The organism is Metapseudomonas boanensis, from assembly GCF_018704125.1.
Classification (GTDB): Bacteria; Pseudomonadota; Gammaproteobacteria; order Pseudomonadales; family Pseudomonadaceae; genus Metapseudomonas; species Metapseudomonas boanensis.
In genome coordinates this window covers 324,496-345,779 of the sequence record NZ_JAGTIS010000004.1, presented here as the reverse complement: position 1 = coordinate 345,779, position 21,284 = coordinate 324,496, and the positions used below count along the sequence as shown (strand labels likewise).

20 protein-coding genes are annotated in these 21,284 nt (G+C 61.5%); 11 read left to right on the top strand and 9 right to left on the bottom strand.

Going from position 1 to position 21,284, the window contains the following annotated elements:
- Positions 1–27 precede the first annotated feature (27 nt).
- The 4 genes from J7302_RS10950 to J7302_RS10935 all read left to right on the top strand — a co-directional run bounded on the left by J7302_RS10950 (position 28) and on the right by J7302_RS10935 (position 4,397).
- Positions 28–792 (top strand): methyltransferase domain-containing protein, encoded by a 765-nt coding sequence (locus J7302_RS10950; RefSeq protein WP_215373785.1) that lies wholly within the window; start codon positions 28–30, stop codon positions 790–792.
- Entirely contained in the window at positions 793–1,236 is a 444-nt protein-coding gene (gene rnhA, locus J7302_RS10945) for a ribonuclease HI (RefSeq protein ID WP_215373782.1), read from the top strand. It begins immediately after the preceding gene.
- A 46-nt stretch (positions 1,237–1,282) separates the two neighbouring features.
- On the top strand, positions 1,283–2,020 hold the full coding sequence (gene dnaQ / locus J7302_RS10940) for a DNA polymerase III subunit epsilon (RefSeq protein ID WP_215373780.1): 738 nt from the start codon (positions 1,283–1,285) through the stop codon (positions 2,018–2,020).
- A 121-nt stretch (positions 2,021–2,141) separates the two neighbouring features.
- Positions 2,142–4,397 (top strand): Orn/Lys/Arg family decarboxylase, encoded by a 2,256-nt coding sequence (locus J7302_RS10935; RefSeq protein WP_215373778.1) that lies wholly within the window; start codon positions 2,142–2,144, stop codon positions 4,395–4,397.
- A 139-nt stretch (positions 4,398–4,536) separates the two neighbouring features.
- On the opposite strand, the gene nhaB is transcribed toward J7302_RS10935, so the two are convergent.
- Positions 4,537–6,039 carry a sodium/proton antiporter NhaB gene (nhaB, locus tag J7302_RS10930; RefSeq protein ID WP_215373776.1) on the bottom strand — a complete coding sequence of 501 codons (1,503 nt, stop codon included), beginning with the start codon at positions 6,037–6,039 and terminating at the stop codon, positions 4,537–4,539.
- Between the two features lie 220 nt (positions 6,040–6,259).
- Here nhaB and J7302_RS10925 point away from each other — a divergent pair, with 220 nt between their 5' ends.
- The 3 genes from J7302_RS10925 to nudC are packed head-to-tail and all read left to right on the top strand — an operon-like array spanning position 6,260 to position 9,628.
- Positions 6,260–7,072, top strand: coding sequence for a crotonase/enoyl-CoA hydratase family protein (locus tag J7302_RS10925; protein ID WP_215373773.1), 813 nt, complete (start codon positions 6,260–6,262; stop codon positions 7,070–7,072).
- Between the two features lie 38 nt (positions 7,073–7,110).
- Positions 7,111–8,793: a ferrous iron transporter B gene (locus J7302_RS10920; protein ID WP_215373771.1), complete on the top strand. Its 1,683-nt coding sequence runs from the start codon at positions 7,111–7,113 to the stop codon at positions 8,791–8,793.
- A 1-nt stretch (position 8,794) separates the two neighbouring features.
- Positions 8,795–9,628 carry an NAD(+) diphosphatase gene (gene nudC, locus J7302_RS10915; RefSeq protein ID WP_215373769.1) on the top strand — a complete coding sequence of 278 codons (834 nt, stop codon included), beginning with the start codon at positions 8,795–8,797 and terminating at the stop codon, positions 9,626–9,628.
- On the opposite strand, the gene J7302_RS10910 is transcribed toward nudC, so the two are convergent.
- Complete coding sequence (locus J7302_RS10910; RefSeq protein ID WP_215373766.1) at positions 9,602–10,381, bottom strand: TSUP family transporter; 780 nt, start codon at positions 10,379–10,381, stop codon at positions 9,602–9,604. The two genes, nudC and J7302_RS10910, sit on opposite strands and share 27 nt — an antisense overlap.
- Before the next feature lie 100 nt (positions 10,382–10,481).
- Between J7302_RS10910 and J7302_RS10905 the strand changes: the two genes are divergently transcribed.
- The gene (locus tag J7302_RS10905) at positions 10,482–11,132 is read left to right on the top strand and encodes a hypothetical protein (protein ID WP_215373764.1); all 651 of its coding nucleotides are present in this window, start codon (positions 10,482–10,484) and stop codon (positions 11,130–11,132) included.
- A 118-nt stretch (positions 11,133–11,250) separates the two neighbouring features.
- On the opposite strand, the gene J7302_RS10900 is transcribed toward J7302_RS10905, so the two are convergent.
- The 4 genes from J7302_RS10900 to J7302_RS10885 all read right to left on the bottom strand — a co-directional run bounded on the left by J7302_RS10900 (position 11,251) and on the right by J7302_RS10885 (position 14,495).
- Entirely contained in the window at positions 11,251–12,018 is a 768-nt protein-coding gene (locus J7302_RS10900) for an SDR family oxidoreductase (protein WP_215373762.1), read from the bottom strand.
- Between the two features lie 25 nt (positions 12,019–12,043).
- Positions 12,044–13,114, bottom strand: a complete 1,071-nt coding sequence (locus tag J7302_RS10895; RefSeq protein WP_215373760.1) for a phosphotransferase family protein — start codon at positions 13,112–13,114, stop codon at positions 12,044–12,046.
- A gap of 295 nt (positions 13,115–13,409) precedes the next feature.
- Entirely contained in the window at positions 13,410–13,724 is a 315-nt protein-coding gene (locus tag J7302_RS10890) for an SCP2 sterol-binding domain-containing protein (RefSeq protein WP_215373758.1), read from the bottom strand.
- A gap of 60 nt (positions 13,725–13,784) precedes the next feature.
- Positions 13,785–14,495 carry a histidine phosphatase family protein gene (locus J7302_RS10885; protein ID WP_215373755.1) on the bottom strand — a complete coding sequence of 237 codons (711 nt, stop codon included), beginning with the start codon at positions 14,493–14,495 and terminating at the stop codon, positions 13,785–13,787.
- 210 nt (positions 14,496–14,705) lie between these two features.
- On the opposite strand from J7302_RS10885, the gene sohB reads away from it, so the two are divergent.
- On the top strand, positions 14,706–15,731 hold the full coding sequence (gene sohB / locus J7302_RS10880) for a protease SohB (protein WP_215373752.1): 1,026 nt from the start codon (positions 14,706–14,708) through the stop codon (positions 15,729–15,731).
- Positions 15,732–15,752: 21 nt separating this feature from the next.
- Here sohB and J7302_RS10875 read toward each other — a convergent pair whose 3' ends face one another.
- Positions 15,753–16,607 carry an alpha/beta hydrolase family protein gene (locus J7302_RS10875; RefSeq protein ID WP_215373750.1) on the bottom strand — a complete coding sequence of 285 codons (855 nt, stop codon included), beginning with the start codon at positions 16,605–16,607 and terminating at the stop codon, positions 15,753–15,755.
- Positions 16,608–16,719: 112 nt separating this feature from the next.
- Between J7302_RS10875 and J7302_RS10870 the strand changes: the two genes are divergently transcribed.
- Positions 16,720–17,301: a TetR/AcrR family transcriptional regulator gene (locus tag J7302_RS10870; protein ID WP_215373748.1), complete on the top strand. Its 582-nt coding sequence runs from the start codon at positions 16,720–16,722 to the stop codon at positions 17,299–17,301.
- 296 nt (positions 17,302–17,597) lie between these two features.
- Here the strand turns inward: J7302_RS10870 and J7302_RS10865 are convergent, their stop codons facing one another.
- Both J7302_RS10865 and J7302_RS10860 read right to left on the bottom strand, forming a co-directional pair.
- The gene (locus J7302_RS10865) at positions 17,598–18,098 is read right to left on the bottom strand and encodes a DUF934 domain-containing protein (RefSeq protein ID WP_215373746.1); all 501 of its coding nucleotides are present in this window, start codon (positions 18,096–18,098) and stop codon (positions 17,598–17,600) included.
- Entirely contained in the window at positions 18,082–19,740 is a 1,659-nt protein-coding gene (locus tag J7302_RS10860) for a nitrite/sulfite reductase (protein ID WP_215373744.1), read from the bottom strand. Before J7302_RS10860 ends, J7302_RS10865 begins: the two co-directional genes overlap by 17 nt.
- Before the next feature lie 455 nt (positions 19,741–20,195).
- Between J7302_RS10860 and J7302_RS10855 the strand changes: the two genes are divergently transcribed.
- On the top strand, positions 20,196–21,284 hold the full coding sequence (locus tag J7302_RS10855; RefSeq protein ID WP_215373861.1) for an ABC transporter substrate-binding protein: 1,089 nt from the start codon (positions 20,196–20,198) through the stop codon (positions 21,282–21,284).

The window sequence follows — 21,284 nt, the reverse complement described above, 5'->3', positions numbered from 1 at the left end:
CTTAGGGCTCTAACGCAGGAGATTGCCATGACCGAGAAAGCATTTGCTCAGGCCGATGCCAACTGGCTGGAGCTCATAGGAGATGCCCGCGACTGGCTGTCCGGTCCGTTGGGCGGAATGATGCTGTTTGAGGAGCAACGCCTGCTCGAAGATGAGTTGGCGCGATACTTCGGTGGCTACCTGGTGCATTACGGTCCGCGGGCGGAATTGCCGCCGGGCGCAAAACAGATCCAGCGCAGCGTTCATCTGGGGGCGCCTTTGCCAGGTGTCGAGATAGCCTGTGAAGAGAATGCCTGGCCGCTCAGCGAACATGCCGCCGATGTGGTGGTACTGCAACACGGCCTGGACTTCTGCCTGTCGCCCCACGGCCTGCTACGCGAGGCTGCGCGCAGCGTGCGACCGGGCGGGCATCTGGTGATCGTCGGGGTCAATCCCTGGAGCGCCTGGGGTGTGAGGCATTTCTTCGCCCACGATGCATTGCGTCAGGCCCGCTGCATCTCGCCGCTGCGTGTAAGCGACTGGCTCAACCTGCTGGGCTTTGCGCTGGAGAAACGCCGCTTCGGGTGCTATCGTCCGCCGCTCGCTTCAGCCGCCTGGCAAGCCCGACTGGCTGGAATGGAGCGTTGGGGCGCCGCCGGAAAGGGCTTCGGCGCAGGCTTCTATCTATTAGTGGCGCGTAAGCTGGTGGTCGGCTTGCGTCCGCTGCGTCAGGCCCGGCGCGAGCCGATGGGCAAGCTGGTGCCGATGCCGGTGGCGAAAGTCAGCCGGTGCGATTCCAAACACGAGGCATAAGTGAGCGAACTGGTCGAGATTTACACCGACGGTGCCTGCAAGGGCAATCCCGGCCCCGGTGGATGGGGGGCATTGCTGGTCTACAAGGGCGCCGAGCGGGAGCTATGGGGTGGTGAACGTGAAACCACCAACAACCGGATGGAGCTGATGGCGGCTATCCAGGGGCTGGCGGCGCTGAAGCGCTCATGCGAGGTGAAGCTGATCACCGACTCCCAGTATGTAATGCAGGGCATCACTGAGTGGATGCCCAACTGGAAGAAGCGCGGCTGGAAGACGGCCGCCAAGCAGCCGGTCAAGAACGCTGACCTCTGGCAACTGCTGGACGAGCAGGTGAACCGTCACCAAGTGCGTTGGCAATGGGTGCGCGGCCATACTGGCCACTCGGGCAACGAGCGTGCCGACCAGTTGGCCAACCGGGGTGTCAGCGAGTTGAACGCTCGATAGAATTCCGCTGCGGTGCTGCGGGCAACATTATTCATGGGTTCTGAAGATGCGTTACGTCGTACTGGACACTGAAACCACCGGCATGCCGGTCACCGATGGCCACCGGGTCATCGAGATCGGCTGTGTCGAACTGGAGGGACGCCGTCTGACCGGCCGTCATTTCCATGTCTACCTGCAGCCTGACCGTGAGGTGGATGAAGGCGCGATCGCAGTGCACGGCATCACCAATGAGTTCCTCGTCGGCAAGCCGCGCTTCAAGGATGTAGCCGACGAGTTCTTCGAGTTCATCAAGGGCGCCGAGCTGATCATCCATAACGCGGCGTTCGACGTCGGCTTCATCAACAACGAGTTCGCCCTGCTGGGTCAAAGCGACCGCAGCGACGTCAACGAGTACTGCACGGTACTCGACACCTTGCTGATGGCCCGGGAACGTCATCCGGGCCAGCGCAATAGCCTCGATGCCCTGTGCAAGCGATATGACGTAGACAACTCCGGCCGCGACCTGCACGGCGCATTGCTGGACGCCGAGATCCTTGCCGACGTCTACCTGGCGATGACCGGTGGCCAGACCAACCTGTCGCTGGCGGGCGAGGGGAGCGATAACGACGGTACCGGCCGCCAGCAGGCCAGCCCGATTCGCAGGCTCGCTGCTGAACGTGTCCGGACCCGCGTCATCCGTGCTGGCGAGGATGAACTGGCGGCTCACGCCGCTCGCCTTGCCGTTATCGAGAAGTCTGCCGGCGCGCCAGCGCTGTGGGTGCAGATGGAGTCCGGCGAGTCCTGAGTCGTCGCTTCCGAATTGCGACCTTTACGTACAGCCTGACGCAGCGGGGGTTCCGCCCCCGCTTGGTAGCTTCTACCCTGAGGGCATCGGCGGGCAGTCTCGCCATCCTCAGGGCATCAGAATGTACAAAGAACTCAAGTTCCCTGTCCTAATCGTCCACCGCGACATCAAGGCCGACACAGTCGCGGGCGAGCGAGTGCGCAGCATTGCTTGTGAGCTCGAGCAGGACGGCTTCACCATACTTTCCACTGCCAGCTCCGCCGAAGGGCGCATCGTCGCCTCCACGCACCACGGACTGGCCTGCATCCTGGTGGCGGCCGAGGGAGCCGGGGAGAATCAGCGGCTGCTGCAGGATGTGGTGGAACTCATCCGCGTCGCGCGAGTGCGCGCGCCACAGCTACCGATCTTCGCCCTCGGCGAGCAGGTGACCATCGAGAACGCTCCGGCCGAGGCCATGGCTGATCTCAACCAGTTGCGCGGGCTGCTCTACCTCTACGAAGACACCGTGCCCTTCCTTGCCCGTCAGGTGGCCCGTGCCGCCCGAGGCTACTTGGAGGGGCTGTTACCGCCTTTTTTCCGGGCATTGGTGGAACACACTGCACAATCCAACTACTCGTGGCATACGCCCGGTCATGGCGGCGGCGTGGCTTACCGCAAAAGCCCCGTGGGGCAGGCGTTTCATCAGTTCTTCGGGGAAAACACCCTGCGCTCGGACCTTTCGGTCTCGGTGCCTGAGCTGGGCTCGCTGCTCGATCATACCGGTCCGCTGGCAGAGGCGGAGGCGCGGGCCGCGCGCAACTTCGGCGCAGACCACACGTTCTTCGTGATCAATGGAACCTCGACGGCAAACAAGATCGTCTGGCACTCCATGGTCGGTCGGGACGACCTGGTGCTGGTGGATCGCAACTGCCACAAGTCCATCCTCCATTCCATCATCATGACCGGGGCCATCCCGCTCTATCTGACGCCCGAACGCAACGAGCTAGGCATCATCGGCCCCATTGCGCTGAGCGAATTCAGCCGCGAGTCGATCCAGGCCAAGATCGACGCCAGCCCGCTGGCCAGGGGGCGTGAGCCGAAGGTCAAGCTGGCCGTGGTGACCAACTCCACCTATGACGGCCTGTGCTACAACGCCGAGCTGATCAAGCAGGCACTGGGCGACCGGGTCGAAGTGCTGCACTTCGACGAGGCCTGGTATGCGTACGCTGCATTCCATGAGTTCTACGCCGGTCGTTATGGCATGTGCACTAGCCGTGGCCCAGGCGCTCCGCTGGTATTCACCACCCACTCCACGCACAAGTTACTGGCGGCGTTCAGCCAGGCGTCGATGATCCACGTACAGGATGGAGGCGATCGCCAGCTCGACCGCCACCGCTTCAACGAAGCGTTCATGATGCACATCTCCACGTCGCCCCAGTACGGCATCATCGCGTCGCTGGATGTGGCCTCGGCGATGATGGAGGGGCCAGCCGGCCGCTCGCTGATCCAGGAAACGTTCGACGAAGCGCTGCGTTTTCGCCGCGCTTTGGCCAACGTGCGGCAGAACCTGGCGCCGGGTGAGTGGTGGTTCGACATCTGGCAACCGCCGCTGGCCGATGGTGCTGAAGCGGTCGCCACCGAAGATTGGCTGCTGCAGCCGCAGGCGGATTGGCATGGCTTCGGCGAGGTAGCGGAAGACTACGTCCTGCTGGACCCGATCAAGGTGACGCTGGTCACGCCAGGGCTGACCGCGGGCGGCAAGCTTGATGAGCAGGGCATCCCGGCCGCAGTGGTCAGCAAGTTCCTCTGGGAACGCGGGCTGGTGGTGGAGAAAACCGGGCTCTACTCCTTCCTGGTGCTGTTCTCCATGGGGGTTACCAAGGGCAAGTGGAGTACGTTGCTCACCGAGTTGCTAGAGTTCAAGCGCGGCTACGACGCCAACCAGCCCCTGAACCAGGCGCTGCCCTCGATCGCTGCGGCCCACGGGGCTCGCTACGCCAACATGGGGCTGCGTGACCTGTGTGACGCCTTGCACGCCTGTTACCGCGCCAATGCCACGCCCAAGGCGCTTAAGTGCATGTACACCACGCTGCCGGAGCTGGCGATGAAGCCTGCCGATGCCTATGACAAACTCGTGCGTGGCGAAGTCGAGGCTGTGCCGCTGGATCGCCTGCAAGGGCGCATTGCTGCCGTCATGCTGGTGCCCTATCCACCTGGCATCCCCCTGATCATGCCTGGTGAACGATTCACCGAGCAGACTCGCTCGATCATCGACTACCTGGAGTTCGCCCGGACCTTCGACCTGAGCTTTCCGGGTTTTGATGCCGATGTGCACGGCCTGCACTATCAGGACAGCCCGGATGGACGCTCCTATACCGTGGATTGCATAAAGGAGTAGGCCGCCCGAGGGCGTCGATGGCGACGGGGCGCGATGGCTTGCTCCCTGAATCGCTTGCCAGAACCAATAGGAACGAGGCGCCGGCGAACGGGCCTGGCTCCGGGCTGCTGATGGGCGGCATTCCCCTCTACACCAGGCGTCAGAGCCAATGGCTGACCGCCCACCAACCGAGCGTGCCCATCACCAGCGTATAGGGCAGGGCCATCCAAACCATACGGCCGTAGGAAAGGCGCACCAGCGGGGCCACTGATGACGTCAGCAGGAACAGGAAGGCCGCCTGGCCGTTCGGTGTTGCAACGCTGGGCAGGTTGGTACCGGTGTTGATGGCGATTGCCAGGGTGTCGAAATGTTCCCGGGTCATGTTGCCCGCTTCAAGCGCCTGCTTCACCTCGGTGATGTAGATGGTGGCGACGAAGACGTTGTCGCTGATGGCCGAAAGCAAACCGTTGGCGATGAACAGCATGCCGGGTTGTTGGTCGGTCGGTAGTGCCAGCACGGCCTGGATAATGGGCGTGAACAGGTGCTGTTGCTGGATCACTGCGACCACGGCGAAGAACGCCACCAGCAGCGCCGTGAAGGGCAGGGCATCCTGAAACGCACGGCCGATCTGGTGCTCATCGGAGATGCCGTTGAGGCTGGTGATCAGCACGATCACCAGTAGGCCAATCAACCCTACCTCGGCGACGTGCAGGGCCAGGGCGAAGATCAGGATCAGCGCGGCGGCGGCCTGGACCAGCAACGCTGTACGCTGCGCCGGGGTGCGCCGGGCATTCTCTTCGTGGGCGTAGTCGGCCAACACCTGGCGCACGCTGGCGGGCAACTCGGTGCCGTAGCCGAACCAGCGCAGTTTCTCCAGCAGCACGCAGGTCAGCAGGCCGGCGACCAGCACCGGCATGGAGACTGGGGCCACGCGCAGGAAGAACTCCTTGAAGTGCCAGCCCGCTTCATGACCGATCAACAGGTTCTGTGGTTCACCCACCAGGGTGCAAACCCCGCCTAACGCGGTGCCCACCGCAGCGTGCATCAACAGGCTGCGGAGGAAGGCCCGGAAGTTGTCCAGGTCTTCACGATGCAGGTGGGTGACTTCGTGGTCCGAGTCATGGCTGTGGTCATCGCGCATGCCCTTGCCCGAGGCAACTCGGTGGTAAACAGCATAGAAGCCCAATGCAACGCTGATGATCACTGCGGTGACGGTCAGGGCATCGAGGAACGCGGAAAGGAATGCCGCCAGCATGCAGAACAGCAGCGATAGCAGCGCTTTGCTATGCACGCCCAGCAGCAGACGCGAGAACAGTAGCAGCAGCAGGTCCTTCATGAAGTAGATGCCCGCCACCATGAACATCAGCAGGAGCAGCACGGGGAAGTTGTGCTTGAGCTCCTCATAGACGGCATCAGGCGTCGCCAGGCCCAACAGCAGGGCCTCGATTACCAGCAGCCCGCCCGGCAACAGGGGATAGCACTTGAGTGCCATGGCCAGGGTGAAGATGAATTCGGCTACCAGCAGCCAGGAGCAGAACACCGGCCCCATCAGCCACAGCGCCAACGGGTTGAACATCAGGAACGCGATGATCGTCAGTTTGTACCAGCGAGGTGAGTGGCCCAGGAAGTTGTGGCCGAAAGCCGCGGTGAGCGAGGTGGGCATCGGTGGGTCCTTGATTGTTATGGTCGTTGTAGCGGGCCGGAAAGGTGCCAGTTAGGGTCCCCGTAGATCAAGTGTTTGAGCCGGGAAATCGAAGTGGATTGGTCAGTGAGAGGCGTGGCCTGCGTCACAGTGGTCGGCATCGACTTTTACCAAGCGCTTGTTATAGTTGCCGAGCTCCATACTTTCCCCTTTTTTCTATCGCGCCCCGCCGAGGATGCCCATGTCCGACTACAAAGCCTTCCGCGTAGAGTTGGCAGACAAGATCGCCCATGTGGAGATCAACCGTCCGGAAAAGATCAATGCGATGAACGCCGATTTCTGGTCGGAGATCGTCGATATCTTCCGCTGGATCGAAGATAACGATGAGGTTCGCGTGGTGGTATTGTCTGGAGCCGGCAAGCACTTTTCGTCCGGTATCGACCTCATGCTCCTGGCCTCTGTCGGTAGCCAACTGGGCCCGGACGCCGGCCGTAATGCCCGGACCCTGCGGCGCAAGATCCTCGAGCTGCAAGCCTCTTTCAACGCTGTGGATAATTGCAGCAAGCCAGTCATCGCCGCTGTCCAGGGGTATTGCCTGGGTGGCGCAATCGACCTGATTTCTGCGTGCGACATGCGCTACGCCACGGTCGATGCGCAGTTCTCGATCAAGGAGATCGACATTGGCATGGCGGCAGACGTAGGTACGCTGCAGCGCCTGCCGCGTATCATTGGCGACGGCATGATGCGCGAATTGGCCTACACAGGGCGGACCATCGATGGCGAGGAAGCCCAGCGACTAGGCCTGGTCAATCGCACCTTCGCCGACGTTGCCGCACTGCGTGATGGAGTTTTGGACGTTGCCCGGCAAATCGCCGCCAAGTCACCGATCGCCGTGCAAGGGACCAAGGAGATGATCCGCTACATGCGCGATCACCGGGTCGACGATGGGCTCGAGTATGTCGCTACCTGGAACGCCGCGATGCTGCAGTCTGCTGATCTGCGCGTGGCCATGGCGGCCCACATGAGCAAGCAGATGCCTGAGTTTGCTGACTGATGCGTTGCCGCAAACCCGCGCGGGAGGCGCACTAGGGCATGGTTACTGGAGTTACGTCACTGGGCCTGGTACGCGACGAGCTGTTCGCCACCATGGAGCAGGCCGAGCAGAGCCTCGAGCATTTCATAGCCGAACGCCAGAATGGCAGCCTGTTGCAACAGGCCGTGGAGGCCTTGCATCAAGTGCGTGGCACGCTTGACCTGATTGAGCTGACCGGTGCCAAGTTGCTGGCCCAGGAGCTTTTGGACCAGGCTACGGATATTCCGACAGGCGCGGGGGAAGAGCGCGACGATCAGCTGTCCGCCCTCAGTAGTGCCCTGTACGTATTGCGGCGATACCTGGAAAACCTTGACCTGCATCGCCAGGAAATGCCGGAACTCCTCTTGCCGGCTATCAACGAGCTGCGTAAGACGGGCAGCCAGGCACCGCTGCCTGAAAGCTATTTCTTCAGCGTCAGGCTCGACCTGCCACGTGAGGCTGAAGGCGCAGTGTCGCTCAAGGAAGGCATTGATCGGGATGGCTTGGCGCGTCGGTTGCGCCATGTCTTCCAGCAGGGTCTGCTGGGCTTTCTTCGCAATGAGACCAGCGTTTCCGCTCTGCGACTGATGGAGCGGGCGCTGGGCGGCCTCGAACGAATTTTCGCCAATGATTCACGCGGACGGCTTTGCTGGATTGGAGCTGCGGCGATCGAGTCGCTGATCGAAGGGCAGCTGTTGCCGCTCAAGCCCCGCAAGCAGCTGTTCTCGCGGCTTGACCGAGAGCTCAAGGTGATGCTCGGCAATGCTCATTACGAAGCGCCGCGTAACTTGCAAAAGGAGCTGCTTTATCTGGTGGCGCTGGCGGATGCCAACGGTCGGCGAGCCAGCGAAGTGCGCCAGGTCTTCGGCATGCCTGCATTGCCCTTCACCGATCAACTACTCGACCAGGAATATCAGCGCCTCTCCGGGCCGGGTCAGTCGGTGATGCGTTCGCTGTCCACTGCGATTTCGGAGGAGCTTGCCGGCGTCAAGGACCTGATTGACCTGATCGAGCGGGGGACGGCGGCTGCGGAATCCTACGGCAGCCTCCAGGGGCAGCTGAGCAAGCTTGCCAAGACGTTGGTCATGGTTGGTCTCAATTCGCCAGGCAATGCATTGCTGGCACAAGTACCGATGGTCGCGCTCTGGAGTGCTGACGAACCTATCGACCCCGCGGCCCTGCTGAAGCTGGCCGATGCCGTGCTTTACGTCGAGAGCACGGTGGCCAATCTGGAGCAGGGTGATCGACGGCCATCTCGCCAGCAGCTCGCGGAGCCTGGCCGTGAAGTGGACAGCTTCGCCAGTCATCAATTGGCGGAGGCTAGAATTGTCGTATTGGATGAGGCGCAAGTGGGCTTGGCTCTGGCAAAGCGCGCCATCACCTCCTATCTGGAGTCCAATGGCGAGCGCCTGCACCTGGCCAACGTGCCGCTGAGCCTGCAAGCGGTGCGCGGTGGCTTGTGGTTCCTTGGGCAGGAGCGTGCGGCGGCACTGGTTGGCGCCTGCGCCGACTATATTCAGGGCCAGATGCTGGAGACTTCGCAAATGCCATCGGAACCCATGCTAGAGGCGCTGGCCGATGCCTTGACCAGCCTCGAGTACTACATGGAAGGCGGTGCCTCAATGCATCGTGGGTTCCAGTCTGATGTTCTCGACCTCGCAGCCAACAGTGTGCAGACCCTTGGTCTAAAGGTGGCGGCCTGAAATGACGAGTGAACGTTGGCAACCAGGGCTGCTCGATGTGGCCCAGTCGGGTGGATGGGCCGTGGCCCATACACGCCAGAACTTCCTTGCTGATAGCAACGGTGTGCTCTTTCCTCGGGAGTGGCTGAAGCGCCAGGAACTTCCTGTGCTCAGCGAGCAGGGAATCGGGCACTTCGACGGCGACCCCATCTACCTGCTGGAGTTGGCCTACCCTGCCGAGGTGCCGGGCTGCCATTGGCAAGGGCTCCGACAGTTCATGCTCCAGGGCGATGCCGACCTGTTCAGGCTGCTGGGATACGCTAGCCAGATCGGTACCTGGGCGCTGCAGAATCGCTTCTGCGGTAGTTGCGGGGTGCGGATGGAGCCTGTCGCTCGTGAGCGTGCGATGCATTGTCCGGAATGTGGCGTCCACCATTATCCGAGGCTCTCGCCGAGCATGATCGTGCTGGTCAGCCGGGGGGACGAACTGTTGCTTGCTCGTTCACCACGCTTCGTTACCGGGGTCTACAGCACCCTGGCCGGCTTTGTGGAGCCTGGGGAGTCGGTCGAGGCATGTGTCGCGAGGGAAGTGCGGGAGGAAGTTGGCGTCGAAATTCGCAACATCCAGTACATTGCCAGTCAGAATTGGCCGTTTCCGCACTCATTGATGTTGGGCTTCCATGCCGAATACCGCAGCGGTGAGATCGTCCCGCAGCCGGGAGAAATCGAAGATGCTCAATGGTTTTCCGTCGATGCCTTGCCGCCTTTGCCGGCGCAGCGCTCGATCGCCCGCTACCTCATCGATCTCTACGTGGCAAGGTGCAAGGGGCTAGCCGATCCAGTGCTGCCACACTAAGCGTGCAGTCAGCGCCAGTACGACCAGGATGAACACCGGGCGGATGAACTTGGCACCGCCCTGGATTGCCGTGCGCGCGCCCAGGAATGCCCCAGCCATCAGCGCCAGGCCCATGCTGATCCCCAGCGCCCAGGCAACCTGGCCTGCGGCGATGAACACCGCGAGTGCCATCGCGTTGCTGACGAAGTTCATGGTGCGTGCCACACCGCTGGCGCGCACCAGGTCGAGCGGATAGAGCAACAGGCTGCTGACGGTCCAGAAGGCTCCGGTACCGGGGCCAGCAACTCCATCATAGAAGCCGAGCCCCAAGCCCTGCGGCCATTGTCGGCCACGGGCGATCGGTGCGTGCTCGCTGTGTGCGACGTCTGGGGTCTTGCCGAAAAGCAGGTAGAGGCCGCAGCCGAACACCACCACCGGTAGCATCTGGTTGAGCCAGGCGGCTGGCAGCCAGTGCGCGATGATCGCGCCCAATGCCGCCCCCACGGCCGTGGCCAGCAGTGCGTTACGCCATTTGGCTGGGGCGAAGAGCTTGCGTCGGTAGAAGGTGTAGCTCGCAGTCGCTGAACCGAAAGTGGCACATAGCTTGTTGGTGCCCAGCACCAGGTGTGGCGGAAGGCCAGCAGTCAGCAGGGCAGGGATGGTGAGCAGGCCGCCACCACCGGCGATGGCGTCGATGAAACCGGCAAGAAAGGCAACGGCTGCAAGAATTGCGAGGGTAGCGGGATCGACCGCCATCTCGAAAGGAAAAGGCATAGAGAACGAGATCCATGTCAACGAGCGCCGCGTGGCGTGTGGCTGCGGTCGGGGGAGTTGCGCATAATGCCGGCAAATTTTTGCAGAAGGAATGGGCTTGATGCAGTACGACGGCCTGGCGTGGGCAATAGCTCTGCTCGCATTGCTGGTGGCAGTGGTGGCTGGGCGGATCCTGTTCGATCGCAGCTGGTTCCTGGGGTGGTTGCGCGGTACCTGCGGCTTGGCATTCCTGGCTCTGGCGGTGCTCGTTGCGCTGGTAGCGCGGGATCTATCGAGCTATGACGCGTTGCCGCAGGATCGCCCCTTGGCGACCCTGAGCTTCAAGGCCCTGGAGGCGCAGCGGTTCCAGGTCACCCTTCTGGAGGGGGGTAGTGAGCAGGAGGTGCTGCTCGATGGCGATCTCTGGCAGCTCGATGCACGGCTATTCAAATGGAAGGGCTTGGGTGATTTGCTCGGGCTGCAGCCTGGCTACCGCCTGGAGCGGTTGTCGGGGCGGTACCTGGCGATCGAGCAACAGGCCCTGGCGCAGTATTCCCGAGCCCCGCTGGCCGAGAGTCCCTATGGAGTGGATGTGTGGCGCTGGCTGCGTCTCACACAGCGAGATTTTTTCCTGTTCTTGCCTGAGGCCCAGCGGGTGACGTATCTACCGATGGCTGATGGAGCGGTCTTCTCGGTGAGCCTGTCGCCCACCGGCCTGCTGGCCGAGCCATTGAACCAGTCGGCCGTCGAGGCGCTGAAGGATTGGCGATGAGCCGGAGGAGCCTAGGATGGAACGGGCGGCGCTCAACTGATCGCAGCGATATCCATCAGAAAATCAGTCCCATGAAAAAGGGAGCCTGAAGGCTCCCATTTTCCTGTCCGAGGATCACTCAGGAGAGGAACCCGCCATCAACGTTTAGCGACACGCCGGTGGTGTAGCTGGACGCATCGCTGGCCAGGTAGAGCACCGCGCCGGCCATTTCGCTCGGGTCGGCGACGCGCTTCAGCGGAATGCGCTGCAGGGCGACGTTGCGGATGGCGTCGTTCTTCACCAGGGCAGAGGCGAACTTGGTGTCGGTCAGGCCCGGCAGCAGAGCGTTGCAACGGATGCCGAACTGCGCACACTCCTTGGCGAACACCTTGGTCATGTTGATCACCGCCGCCTTGGTCACGGAGTAGATGCCCTGGAATTCGCCCGGGGACACGCCATTGATCGAGGCTACGTTGATGATGCTGCCACCGCCGTGCTCACGCATCAGCTTGCCGGCCTCGACCGACATGAAGAAGTAACCACGGATGTTGACGTCAACGGTCTTTTGGAAGGCCGACAGGTCAGTATCCAGCACGTTGCAGAACTGAGGGTTGGTGGCGGCGTTGTTGACCAGTATGTCGAGGCGACCGAACTGTTCGCGGATCTGCGCGAACACGCTCTGGATCTGCTCCATTTCGCCAATGTGGCACGCGACCGCGGTGGCCTTGCCGCCCGTTGCGTTGATCGCATCGGCTACTTCCTGGCAGCCTTCGATCTTGCGGCTGGAAACGATCACATGGGCCCCTTGCTGGGCCAGCAGTTTAGCAATGGCCTCACCGATACCGCGGCTGGCGCCGGAGACCAAGGCGATTTTGCCGTCGAGGTCGAACAGAGTGGTCTTGGACATGGGGTTCCCCTTGTTGTAAGTCGGTTTACAGCCGTGATTGGTTGATGACCTGCAGGCTCATCTGCTCCAGCAACTTGTTCATGTGAATGAACTGCGCGAAGCGTTTGTCCTGGGTCTGGCCATGGAAGTAGCGGTAGTAGATCTGCTGCACAATGCCCGCCAGCCGGAACAGGCCGTAGGTGTAGTAGAAATCGAGATTGTCGATACGCGGCAGACCAGCGCGTTCGGCGTAGTAGTCAGCGAACTCCTGGCGCGTCAGCATGCCCGGCAGGTGGCTCGGCTGGCGGCGCATCAACTGCACCGGGGCCGGGTCTTTGGCTTCGATCCAGTAGGCCAGGGTGTTGCCCAGATCCATCAGCGGGTCGCCGATCGTGGTCAGTTCCCAGTCCAGCACGCCGATAATCTTCATCGGGTTGGCGGGGTCGAGGATCACGTTGTCGAAGCGATAGTCGTTATGGACGATGGCCGGTTTGTGGTGGTCGGAGGGCATCTTGTCCTGGAGCCAGGCCTTGATCGGCTCCCAGGTGGGGGCATCGGGCGTCAGGGCCTTCTCGTACCGATCGCTCCAGCCGGCGATCTGACGCTGTACATAGCCTTCCGGCTTGCCCAGGTCACTAAGGCCACAGGCCTTGTAGTCAACATTGTGCAACTCGACCAACTTGTCGATGAAGTTCAGGCAGAGTGCGCGGGCCTGGGCCTCGTCTAGCTTCATGTCGGCCGGCAAGTCAGCGCGCAGGATCATGCCCTTGACCCGCTCCATCACGTAGAACTCGGCGCCGATCACCGACTCGTCGGTGCAGTGCACATACGCCTTGGGGCAATACGGGAAGCCTGCATTGAGCTGGTTGAGGATGCGGAATTCGCGGCCCATGTCATGGGCGGATTTCGCCTTGTGGCCGAACGGTGGGCGGCGCAAGACGAACTCCTGGTTCGGATACTCCAGCAGGTAGGTCAGGTTGGAGGCGCCGCCAGGAAACTGGCTGATGCGCGGGCTGCCTTCCAGGCCGGGAATGTGCGCCTTGAGGTAAGAGTCGATGATGGCGGCGTCGAGCTCTTCGCCTTCACGGATGCGGGTGGACTGGTCAGTAAGCGTCATGCTTATCCCTTCTGTTTATGATGGGGGGCCAAGACTATTCGCTAATCTAATTCCAGGCTCGGGACGTAACAAGCTGAACGGGCCGTTATAGACAAAGGTGTTGCAGCACAATCAGGCTCCCTGATTCGCTAGGAGCACCGGCATCGGGCGAAAAAAAACCGGAGCCCAGGGGGCTCCGGTTTTTCGGTGCATGGCTTCGTTGTCGAAGCTTAGAGCGTGTTCTGGATCGCGCGAGCTAGAGCGTGGCTGTTCTTGGCGACCCATCGCCGAAACGCAACAGATCCAGGACAGGTTCTTAGACCGGGAATAGTTCGCCGAGCTTCATCGCCAGCATCATGTCGCCTTCGGCGCGCAGCTTGCCGGCCATGAAGGCCTGCATGCCGTCGGTCTCGCCGCTCATGATGCCTACCAGGGTGGCGGTGTCCATGATCAGGGTGACGTTCGGGTTGGCGGCGTCGCCTTGTTGCACGTCGCAGGTGCCGTCCTTGACCACGAGGTAGTGGTTGTCGCCATCTTCGATGTTGAACTGGAACACCAGGTCCAGGCCAGCGGCAGCACCGGCGTTGAACTTGGACTGCATGGTTTTGACGACGTCAGCAACGTTGGTCATGGTCATTTCCTTTTTTTCTAGGGTTTTTCTAGCGGCCGATCCGGCCGCAGTGGGCCGGGCTCAGCGGTAGGTGATGAGCTCCGGCGCCTTCAACAGTTCCAGATGCACATGACTGTTGAAGGAAGCCAGCGACACCTCGTTGCCGCGGAATTTCAGGCGGCTCAGCGAGGTGTTCACGATCTGCCAGTTGAGTTCGAAGGCACTTTCTGGCGGTATGCCAGTAATCAGGCGGAGCAGGGCGGTGATCGTGCCGCCGGAGGTAAACACGGCAATATTCTGCTTGCTCTGGGCCTGAGTCAGGATACGCTCGAGGCCATCCTGCACTTGGCTGACGAAGTCCTGCCAGCTCTGCAGGCCAGGCTTACCATGCTCACCGGAAACCCAGCGCAGGATCAACTTGGAGAACAGGCGCTGAAACTCGGCGCGGTGCTGCGCGGCGTTGCGCAGGATGTTCAGGGCTTCGGGCTCGTCCGGGAGCAGTTCGGGCAACAGGGCTCTAATCACTGCGTCAGCGTCGAACTCATTGAAGGCCGGGTCGACTTCGACGCTTGGGACATTCAGGCCGGCTGCACGAAACTGCGCCAGGGCTGCATCGGCGGTGTGCCGTTGACGAAAGAGTTCGCCGCTGTAGCAACGATCCAGGTGCAGACCCAATTGGGCTAAGTGTGCACCGAGTATCTCAGCCTGGCGGATGCCGAGTGCCGACAGCACATCGTAGTTGTCGGCGCCGAACGAGGCCTGGCCGTGTCGAATCAGGTAGATGCTGCCCACGTTCTGGCGTCCCGCAAGGTTGAAAGTTTCGCGAGGTTATGAGGAAGCCCAAGGCCTGTCAACGAAAAAACATACGCTTGTTTGAATGCATTCCCAGCATTTATGGACCCACTTTCCCGCCGCTGGCAGCTGTGGGAACGCGCCGGTATGCTTGCTCGTTGTCCGCGCTGCCAAAAGGCAGGCGCCTGCAGGGAAAACGAGGGGGATTTCGTGGAGTTTTTTGCCGAGTATGCTGGCTTCCTGGCCAGGACGGTAACGCTGGTCGTGGCCATTCTGGTGATACTGGCCGCCATCGCCGCATTGCGTAGTCGCAATCGGCGCGTTGGCGCGGGGCATCTTGATGTCCGCAAGCTCAATGATTTCTACAAGGAGTTGCGCGAGCGCCTCGAGCACGCGGTACTGGACAAGGAGCATTTGAAGGCCGCACGCAAGGCTGAGGCCAAGGCGGCCAAACGGGCCAAGAAGGCCGGTGAGCACAAGTCCAGGGTTTTTGTGCTGGACTTCGATGGCGACATCAAGGCCTCGGCCACCGATCACTTGCGCCACGAGGTCACTGCGGTGCTGAGCATGGCGACGCCGAAGGACGAGGTGGTGCTACGGCTGGAGAGCGGCGGCGGCATGGTGCACAGCTACGGTCTGGCCTCGTCGCAACTGGCGCGTATCCGCGATGCGGGTGTGCCACTTACCGTGTGTGTGGACAAGGTGGCAGCCAGTGGCGGCTACATGATGGCCTGCATTGGTCAGAAGATTCTTGCGGCGCCTTTCTCCATCATCGGTTCCATTGGTGTCGTCGCGCAGCTGCCCAATGTGCATCGTCTGCTGAAGAAGCATGACATCGATTTCGAGGTACTCACCGCCGGAGAGTACAAGCGCACCCTGACCGTGTTTGGTGAGAACACCGAGAAGGGGCGGCAGAAGTTCCAGGAAGACCTGGAAACCACCCATGTGCTGTTCAAGGACTTCGTAGGTCGCTACCGGCCGCAGTTGGCGATGGATGAGATCGCCACTGGCGAGGTGTGGCTGGGGGTTGCTGCCCTCAACAAGCGGTTGGTGGACGAGTTGCGGACCAGCGATGAATACCTGGCCGAGCGCGCCCGGGAAGCCGAGCTGTTCCATTTGCACTATGTCGCTCGCAAGAGTTTGCAGGAGCGCGTTGGTTTGGCTGCCAGTGTGGCGCTTGACCGTCTGCTGCTGAACTGGTGGACCCGGCTCAACCAGCAGCGGTTCTGGCAATGAAGTCGGGCTGACCCTTGCGGGTCAACCCAGTTCAGGAAGCAGAATGTCCTGCCAGAGGCTGCGCTCGAACTGCGGCTTGAAGAAGCCGAAGTGGCCGATGGCTTTCGCTCCCACATCCCGGGGGGCGATGCGCTTGTGCAGTTGTTCGGCCTGATTGTAGAAGCTGTGCAGCGACTCGGTATTGCGCCCCGACATCATCTCGTCGTCGGTGAAGGAAATGGCGGTAATCGGCGTGCGAACTGCCGAGAATGCCTGCCTGATTTCAGGGCCTTCAGCGCCCACCGCATATTCCGGATCAAGGCACCAGCGCCGCCATTGGCGGATCACACCCTTGGGCAGGTCGCCGACCATACCCAGGCGCTTGCCCGGGAAGTAGCCAGTCAGCGGAGTGAGCAGGGGAGCGGCCAGGAACCACAGGAGCCAGACGCGACGGCGAAGCTGCTCGGTGTTTTCCCGCCAGTAGCCGCTGCCGGTGGCAATGGTCAGGGCTTTGCTGATGCGATGGCCTCCGTCCACGAAGGGCAGGATCTGCCCTCCGAGACTGTGGCCGATCCAGTAAAGAGGTTTGCCTGTGGCTGCGTGGGCCAGCGCGTCCAGCATCGTGCTGCAGTCGTGGCGGGCCCAGTCGAGAATGTCGACGTCCAGGTCGCGTAGGTGGCCATTGCGTGACTGGCCCATACCTACGTAATCGAAGGTGGCGACCAGGTAGCCGCGCTCCGCCAGCCAGTTGGCGAAGGCTGCATAGTAGCGCTGAGGGACGCCCATCGCGGGCACTATCAGCACCGCAGCCAGGAACTCGCGATCAGGGCGGTACCAGGTGGCGCTGACGGAGTGGCCGTTGCCGTTATCGATCCGGGTTTCTGTCGGGCTGATCATTGCATCCGTCCTTGCGGTGGAAAGGGCTTCTGGAATAACGCGAACCCAGGCAGTATACGCAGGATAGAAAATTATTCTAGAAAAGTATTCTAGTAACAGGCAAAGGATTCCAATGGGCCGTCCCTCACGCAAAGACGAGATTCTCCAGGCCGCATTGGCCTGCTTCAGCGAACACGGTGTGGATGCCACCACCATCGAGATGATCCGCGATCGCTCCGGTGCCAGTATCGGCAGTCTCTACCACCACTTCGGCAACAAGGAGCGGATCATCGCCGCGCTGTATCTGGAGGGGGTGGGTGGCTACGCGCGGCTGCTGGAGGCGGGATTTGCCACGGCGGACAGTGCTGAGGCGTGCATCAAGCTACTGGTGGCTTGCTACATCGACTGGGTTTCAGCGAACCCGGATTGGGCGCGCTTCATTCTTCATAGCCGTGGCCGGGTGGAGGCGAGTGAGCTGGGTGGGCAACTACGCGATGCAAACCGGCTGCACCATGGCCGCATCGAGGAGGCGCTCAGACCCTATCGCGAGGCGGGGGCCTTCCGGGAGATGCCGCGAGATTGCTTCGTCTCCGTGGTGATCGGTCCGGCGCAGGATTTCACCCGCAACTGGCTGGCCGGACGCACGCGGACCACCCTCGCCGACTGCCGCGAGCTGTTCATGCAGGTGGCCTGGGATGCCGTTCGATCTCGGTAAAGCCTGGGCAGGGTGACTGTGGGGGCGACTGCGCTGCGCTTGGCGAATGAGTCGGATCAGTCTCAAGTGTTGCAAGTGGCGGCATCCTTTGTAGGGGCGAGCTTGCTCGCGAAAGGATCCGGTTCGCGAGCAAGAACTCGGCGTCCCCCGCTCCTACAAGGCTCTCGGTCCGGTCGTTGATTACGAGCAACGGGTAAAACAGACAGAGCCAATGACTCCGCCCCACCACGGAACTTCCGCTGGTGTTCGAAAAGCAGAAAGCCCCGCTGGTGCGGGGCTTTCTGTTGGGGCGTCACTCACGCAGAGCGGCGGCGGAACAGCGGCAGGGGCTGGTCGCTGGAGGCCTGATAGACCTCGGCAAAATCCTCGAATGCCTTGAGGGCGTCGTAGGGATCTTTATCCGCACGCAGGGCGAAGGCGTCGAAACCGCAACGCTTGAGGGCGAAGAGTTGGTCGCGCAGCACGTCGCCAATGGCGCGCACTTCACCTTTGTACCCATAGCGTTGGCGCAGCAGGTAGGCGGTGGAGGAGTGGCGGCCGTCGGTGAACGCCGGGAAGTTCAGGGCGATAACCTGGAAGTACTCCAGCTGGTCGGCGATTTCTTCGATTTCCTCATTGCTGTCGAGCCACACGCCAAGACCACCATCGCGGGCCTTGAGCGCGTGCGCATGGTCGCACCACAGTGCCAGCGGAACGATGATGTCGTCGCAGTTGGGGATGCCGTCGAGGGTGGCGTCCTTGTCCAGCAGGTGCCAGGTTTCGTCGATGACCTGGCCGTTCTTAATGATTCGCTGCATAAACGCGCTCCTTGAACGGGTCGATACCGATACGGCGGAAGGTGTCGAGGAAACTTTCCTCCTCGGTGCGCTGTTCGACGTAGACGTTGATCAGCTTCTCGATCACGTCGGCCATTTCATCCTGGGCGAAGGACGGACCGAGGATCTGAGCCAGACTGGCGTCACGATTGGCACTGCCGCCAAGCGATACCTGGTAGAACTCCTGGCCCTTCTTGTCGACACCGAGAATGCCAATGTGGCCGACATGGTGATGGCCGCAGGCGTTCATGCAACCGGAGATGTTCAGGTCCAGTTCGCCGATGTCGAACAGGTAGTCGAGATCGTCGAAGCGACGCTGGATGGCTTCAGCCACCGGAATCGACTTGGCGTTGGCCAGGGAGCAGAAGTCACCGCCCGGGCAGCAGATGATGTCGGTTAGCAGGCCGATGTTCGGGGTGGCGAAGCCGAGTTCGCGCAGTTCGCCCCATAGGGTGAAAAGCTGGGACTGCTCGACGTCGGCCAGGATGATGTTCTGGTTATGGCTGTTGCGCACTTCACCGAAACTGTAGCGATCGGCCAGGTCGGCGATGGCGTCGAGCTGCTTGTCAGTGACGTCGCCCGGGGCCACGCCGGTGGGCTTCAGCGACAGGGTCACGGCCGCATAACCAGGTTTCTTGTGGGCGAAGACGTTCCGCGAACGCCAGCGGGCAAAGCCCCGGTGCTCGGCATCCAGCTGCGCCAGCGCAGCGTCCTGGTCGTCCAGGGCCTTGTAGGTCGGGTCGACGAAGTGACTGGCGACGCGCTGCACTTCGGCATCGGTCAGAGTGGTGGGGCCGTCCTTCAGATGGGCCCACTCGGCCTCGACGCGCTCAGCGAAGACCTCAGGAGTCAGTGCCTTGACGAGGATTTTGATGCGCGCCTTGTACTTGTTGTCGCGACGACCATAGCGGTTGTACACGCGCAGGATGGCGTCGAGATAGCTCAGCAGGTGCTGCCAAGGCAGGAATTCGTTGATGAAGCTGCCGACCACCGGGGTACGGCCCAGGCCGCCGCCAACGGACACGCGGAAGCCCAGCTCACCGGCAGCGTTTTTTACCGCCTCGAGGCCAATGTCATGCACTTCGATGGCCGCCCGGTCGCTCACGGCACCGTTGACGGCAATCTTGAACTTGCGCGGCAGATGGGAGAACTCTGGGTGGAAGGTGGACCACTGACGGATGATCTCGCACCAGGGACGCGGGTCGACCACTTCATCGCGGGCAACGCCGGCGAACTGGTCGGTGGTGGTGTTACGGATGCAGTTACCGCTGGTCTGGATCGCGTGCATCTGCACGGTGGCCAGTTCCGCCAGGATTTCCGGCACGTCTTCGAGCTCAGGCCAGTTGAACTGGACGTTCTGCCGGGTGCTGATGTGGGCATAACCCTTGTCGTAGTCGCGAGCGATCTGCGCCAGCTTGCGCACCTGGGTGGACGACATCAGGCCGTAGGGCACAGCCACGCGCAGCATGGGCGCGTAGCGCTGGATGTACAGGCCATTCTGCAGGCGCAGGGGGCGGAATTCCTCACCCGAGAGCGCGCCTTCCAGATAGCGGCGGGTCTGATCGCGGAACTGCTTGACGCGGTCCTCGACGATCCGTTGATCGTACTCGTCGTATACGTACATGAAATGTCCTGTTGTCAGGCTGCTTACAGCTTTTCTGCGCGCACGGCCGCGCACTCCCCGCGGAGCCGAAGGAAGATACCAGCTCAGGGTTATGCGCAAAAGTGATGTTTGAGTATATGTAAAGAACGAAAAGTTATTGCTTGAAGGTTACGCATAACCAGTGTGCTTGAGAGGGTGCCGCTCCTGGTCTTAACTCGAAGTGCGGAGCACTTATAACCACAACAAGGGGGCAGCCATGACAGACCATTCCGATCACTCCACCCAGGACAGCAGCGTTGATGCCTGGGCGATCTTTGCCCTGATCCTCATTGCAGTGGCCACTGCAGTGTTCTGGGTTAGCCATCAGTAGATCATCTCCACCTGCCGCCCGAGCGTTCCGGTCGGGCGGCTCGCTCCTGCAACGATAGGCAAGCCTGGAAGCGGTTATACTTCGCCGCCATTTTTCCGGGTAATGGATTGTGAAAGGGTTCTGGTCCTGCCTTCTGCTGTGCTGCTGCCTGGCTGGCAGCGCCATTGCCAACGCCGCCTCGGTCGTCTTTCTCAATCCCGGGAGGTCCGACGAGCCCTTCTGGGTCAGCTATGCGCAGTTCATGCAAGCCGCAGCGGCGGACCTCGACATGGATCTGCAGATCCTGTTTGCCGAGCGGGACAAGGAGCGCATGCTTCAACAGGCCCGTGAAGTGCTGCTGGGCCCTACTCGGCCGGATTACCTGATGTTCGTCAACGAGCAGTACGCTGGCCCCGAGATCCTTCGGCTGTCCCGTGGCAGCGGCGTCAAGTTGTTCTCGGTCAATAGCACACTGACACCAGATCAGCAGGCGCTGGTTGGCGGTACGCGCGAACAGTACCCGGATTGGATCGGCAGTATGGTTCCCAACGACGAAGAGGCCGGTTACCTCATGGCCAGGTCGCTGCTGGCGCAACAGCAGCATCTGAATGCGGGCCGGCCATTCGAGTTGGTGGCCTTTTCCGGCGACAAGCAGACTCCTGCAGCGAAACGCCGTGAAAAGGGCCTGCATCGCGCGTTGGCGGCATATCCTCAAGCGCGGTTGCGACAATTGGTGTATGCGGAGTGGAACCGTCAGCGTGCCCACGCCCAGGCACAGCAGTTGTTCGTGCGCTATCCCAAGGTCGAGGTCGTCTGGTCGGCCAATGATGAGATGGCATTCGGGGCGATGGCGGCGGCAACCGCGCTGGGCCGCAAGCCAGGACAGGATCTGCACTTCTCCGCCCTGAACAATTCACCTGAAGTGCTGCGGGCTTATCTGGATGGGCAGGTGAGTGCATTGGTCAGCGGGCACTTCACCCTGGGCGGCTGGGCGCTGGTGTTGTTGCATGACTACGATGCTGGTCTGGACTTCGCCAAACATGGCGGCAAGGACCGCGAAGTTCGCTTGTTCATGGCGCTGGACAAGAAGAAGGCCGTTCGCCTGCTCACCCATGTCGAGCTGCGCGGCTACAAGATAAATTTCAAGTCCTACAGCTTGCTGCATGCGCCAAAGCAGCGTGACTACAAGTTCTCCCTGCAGCCGCTGCTTGATTGA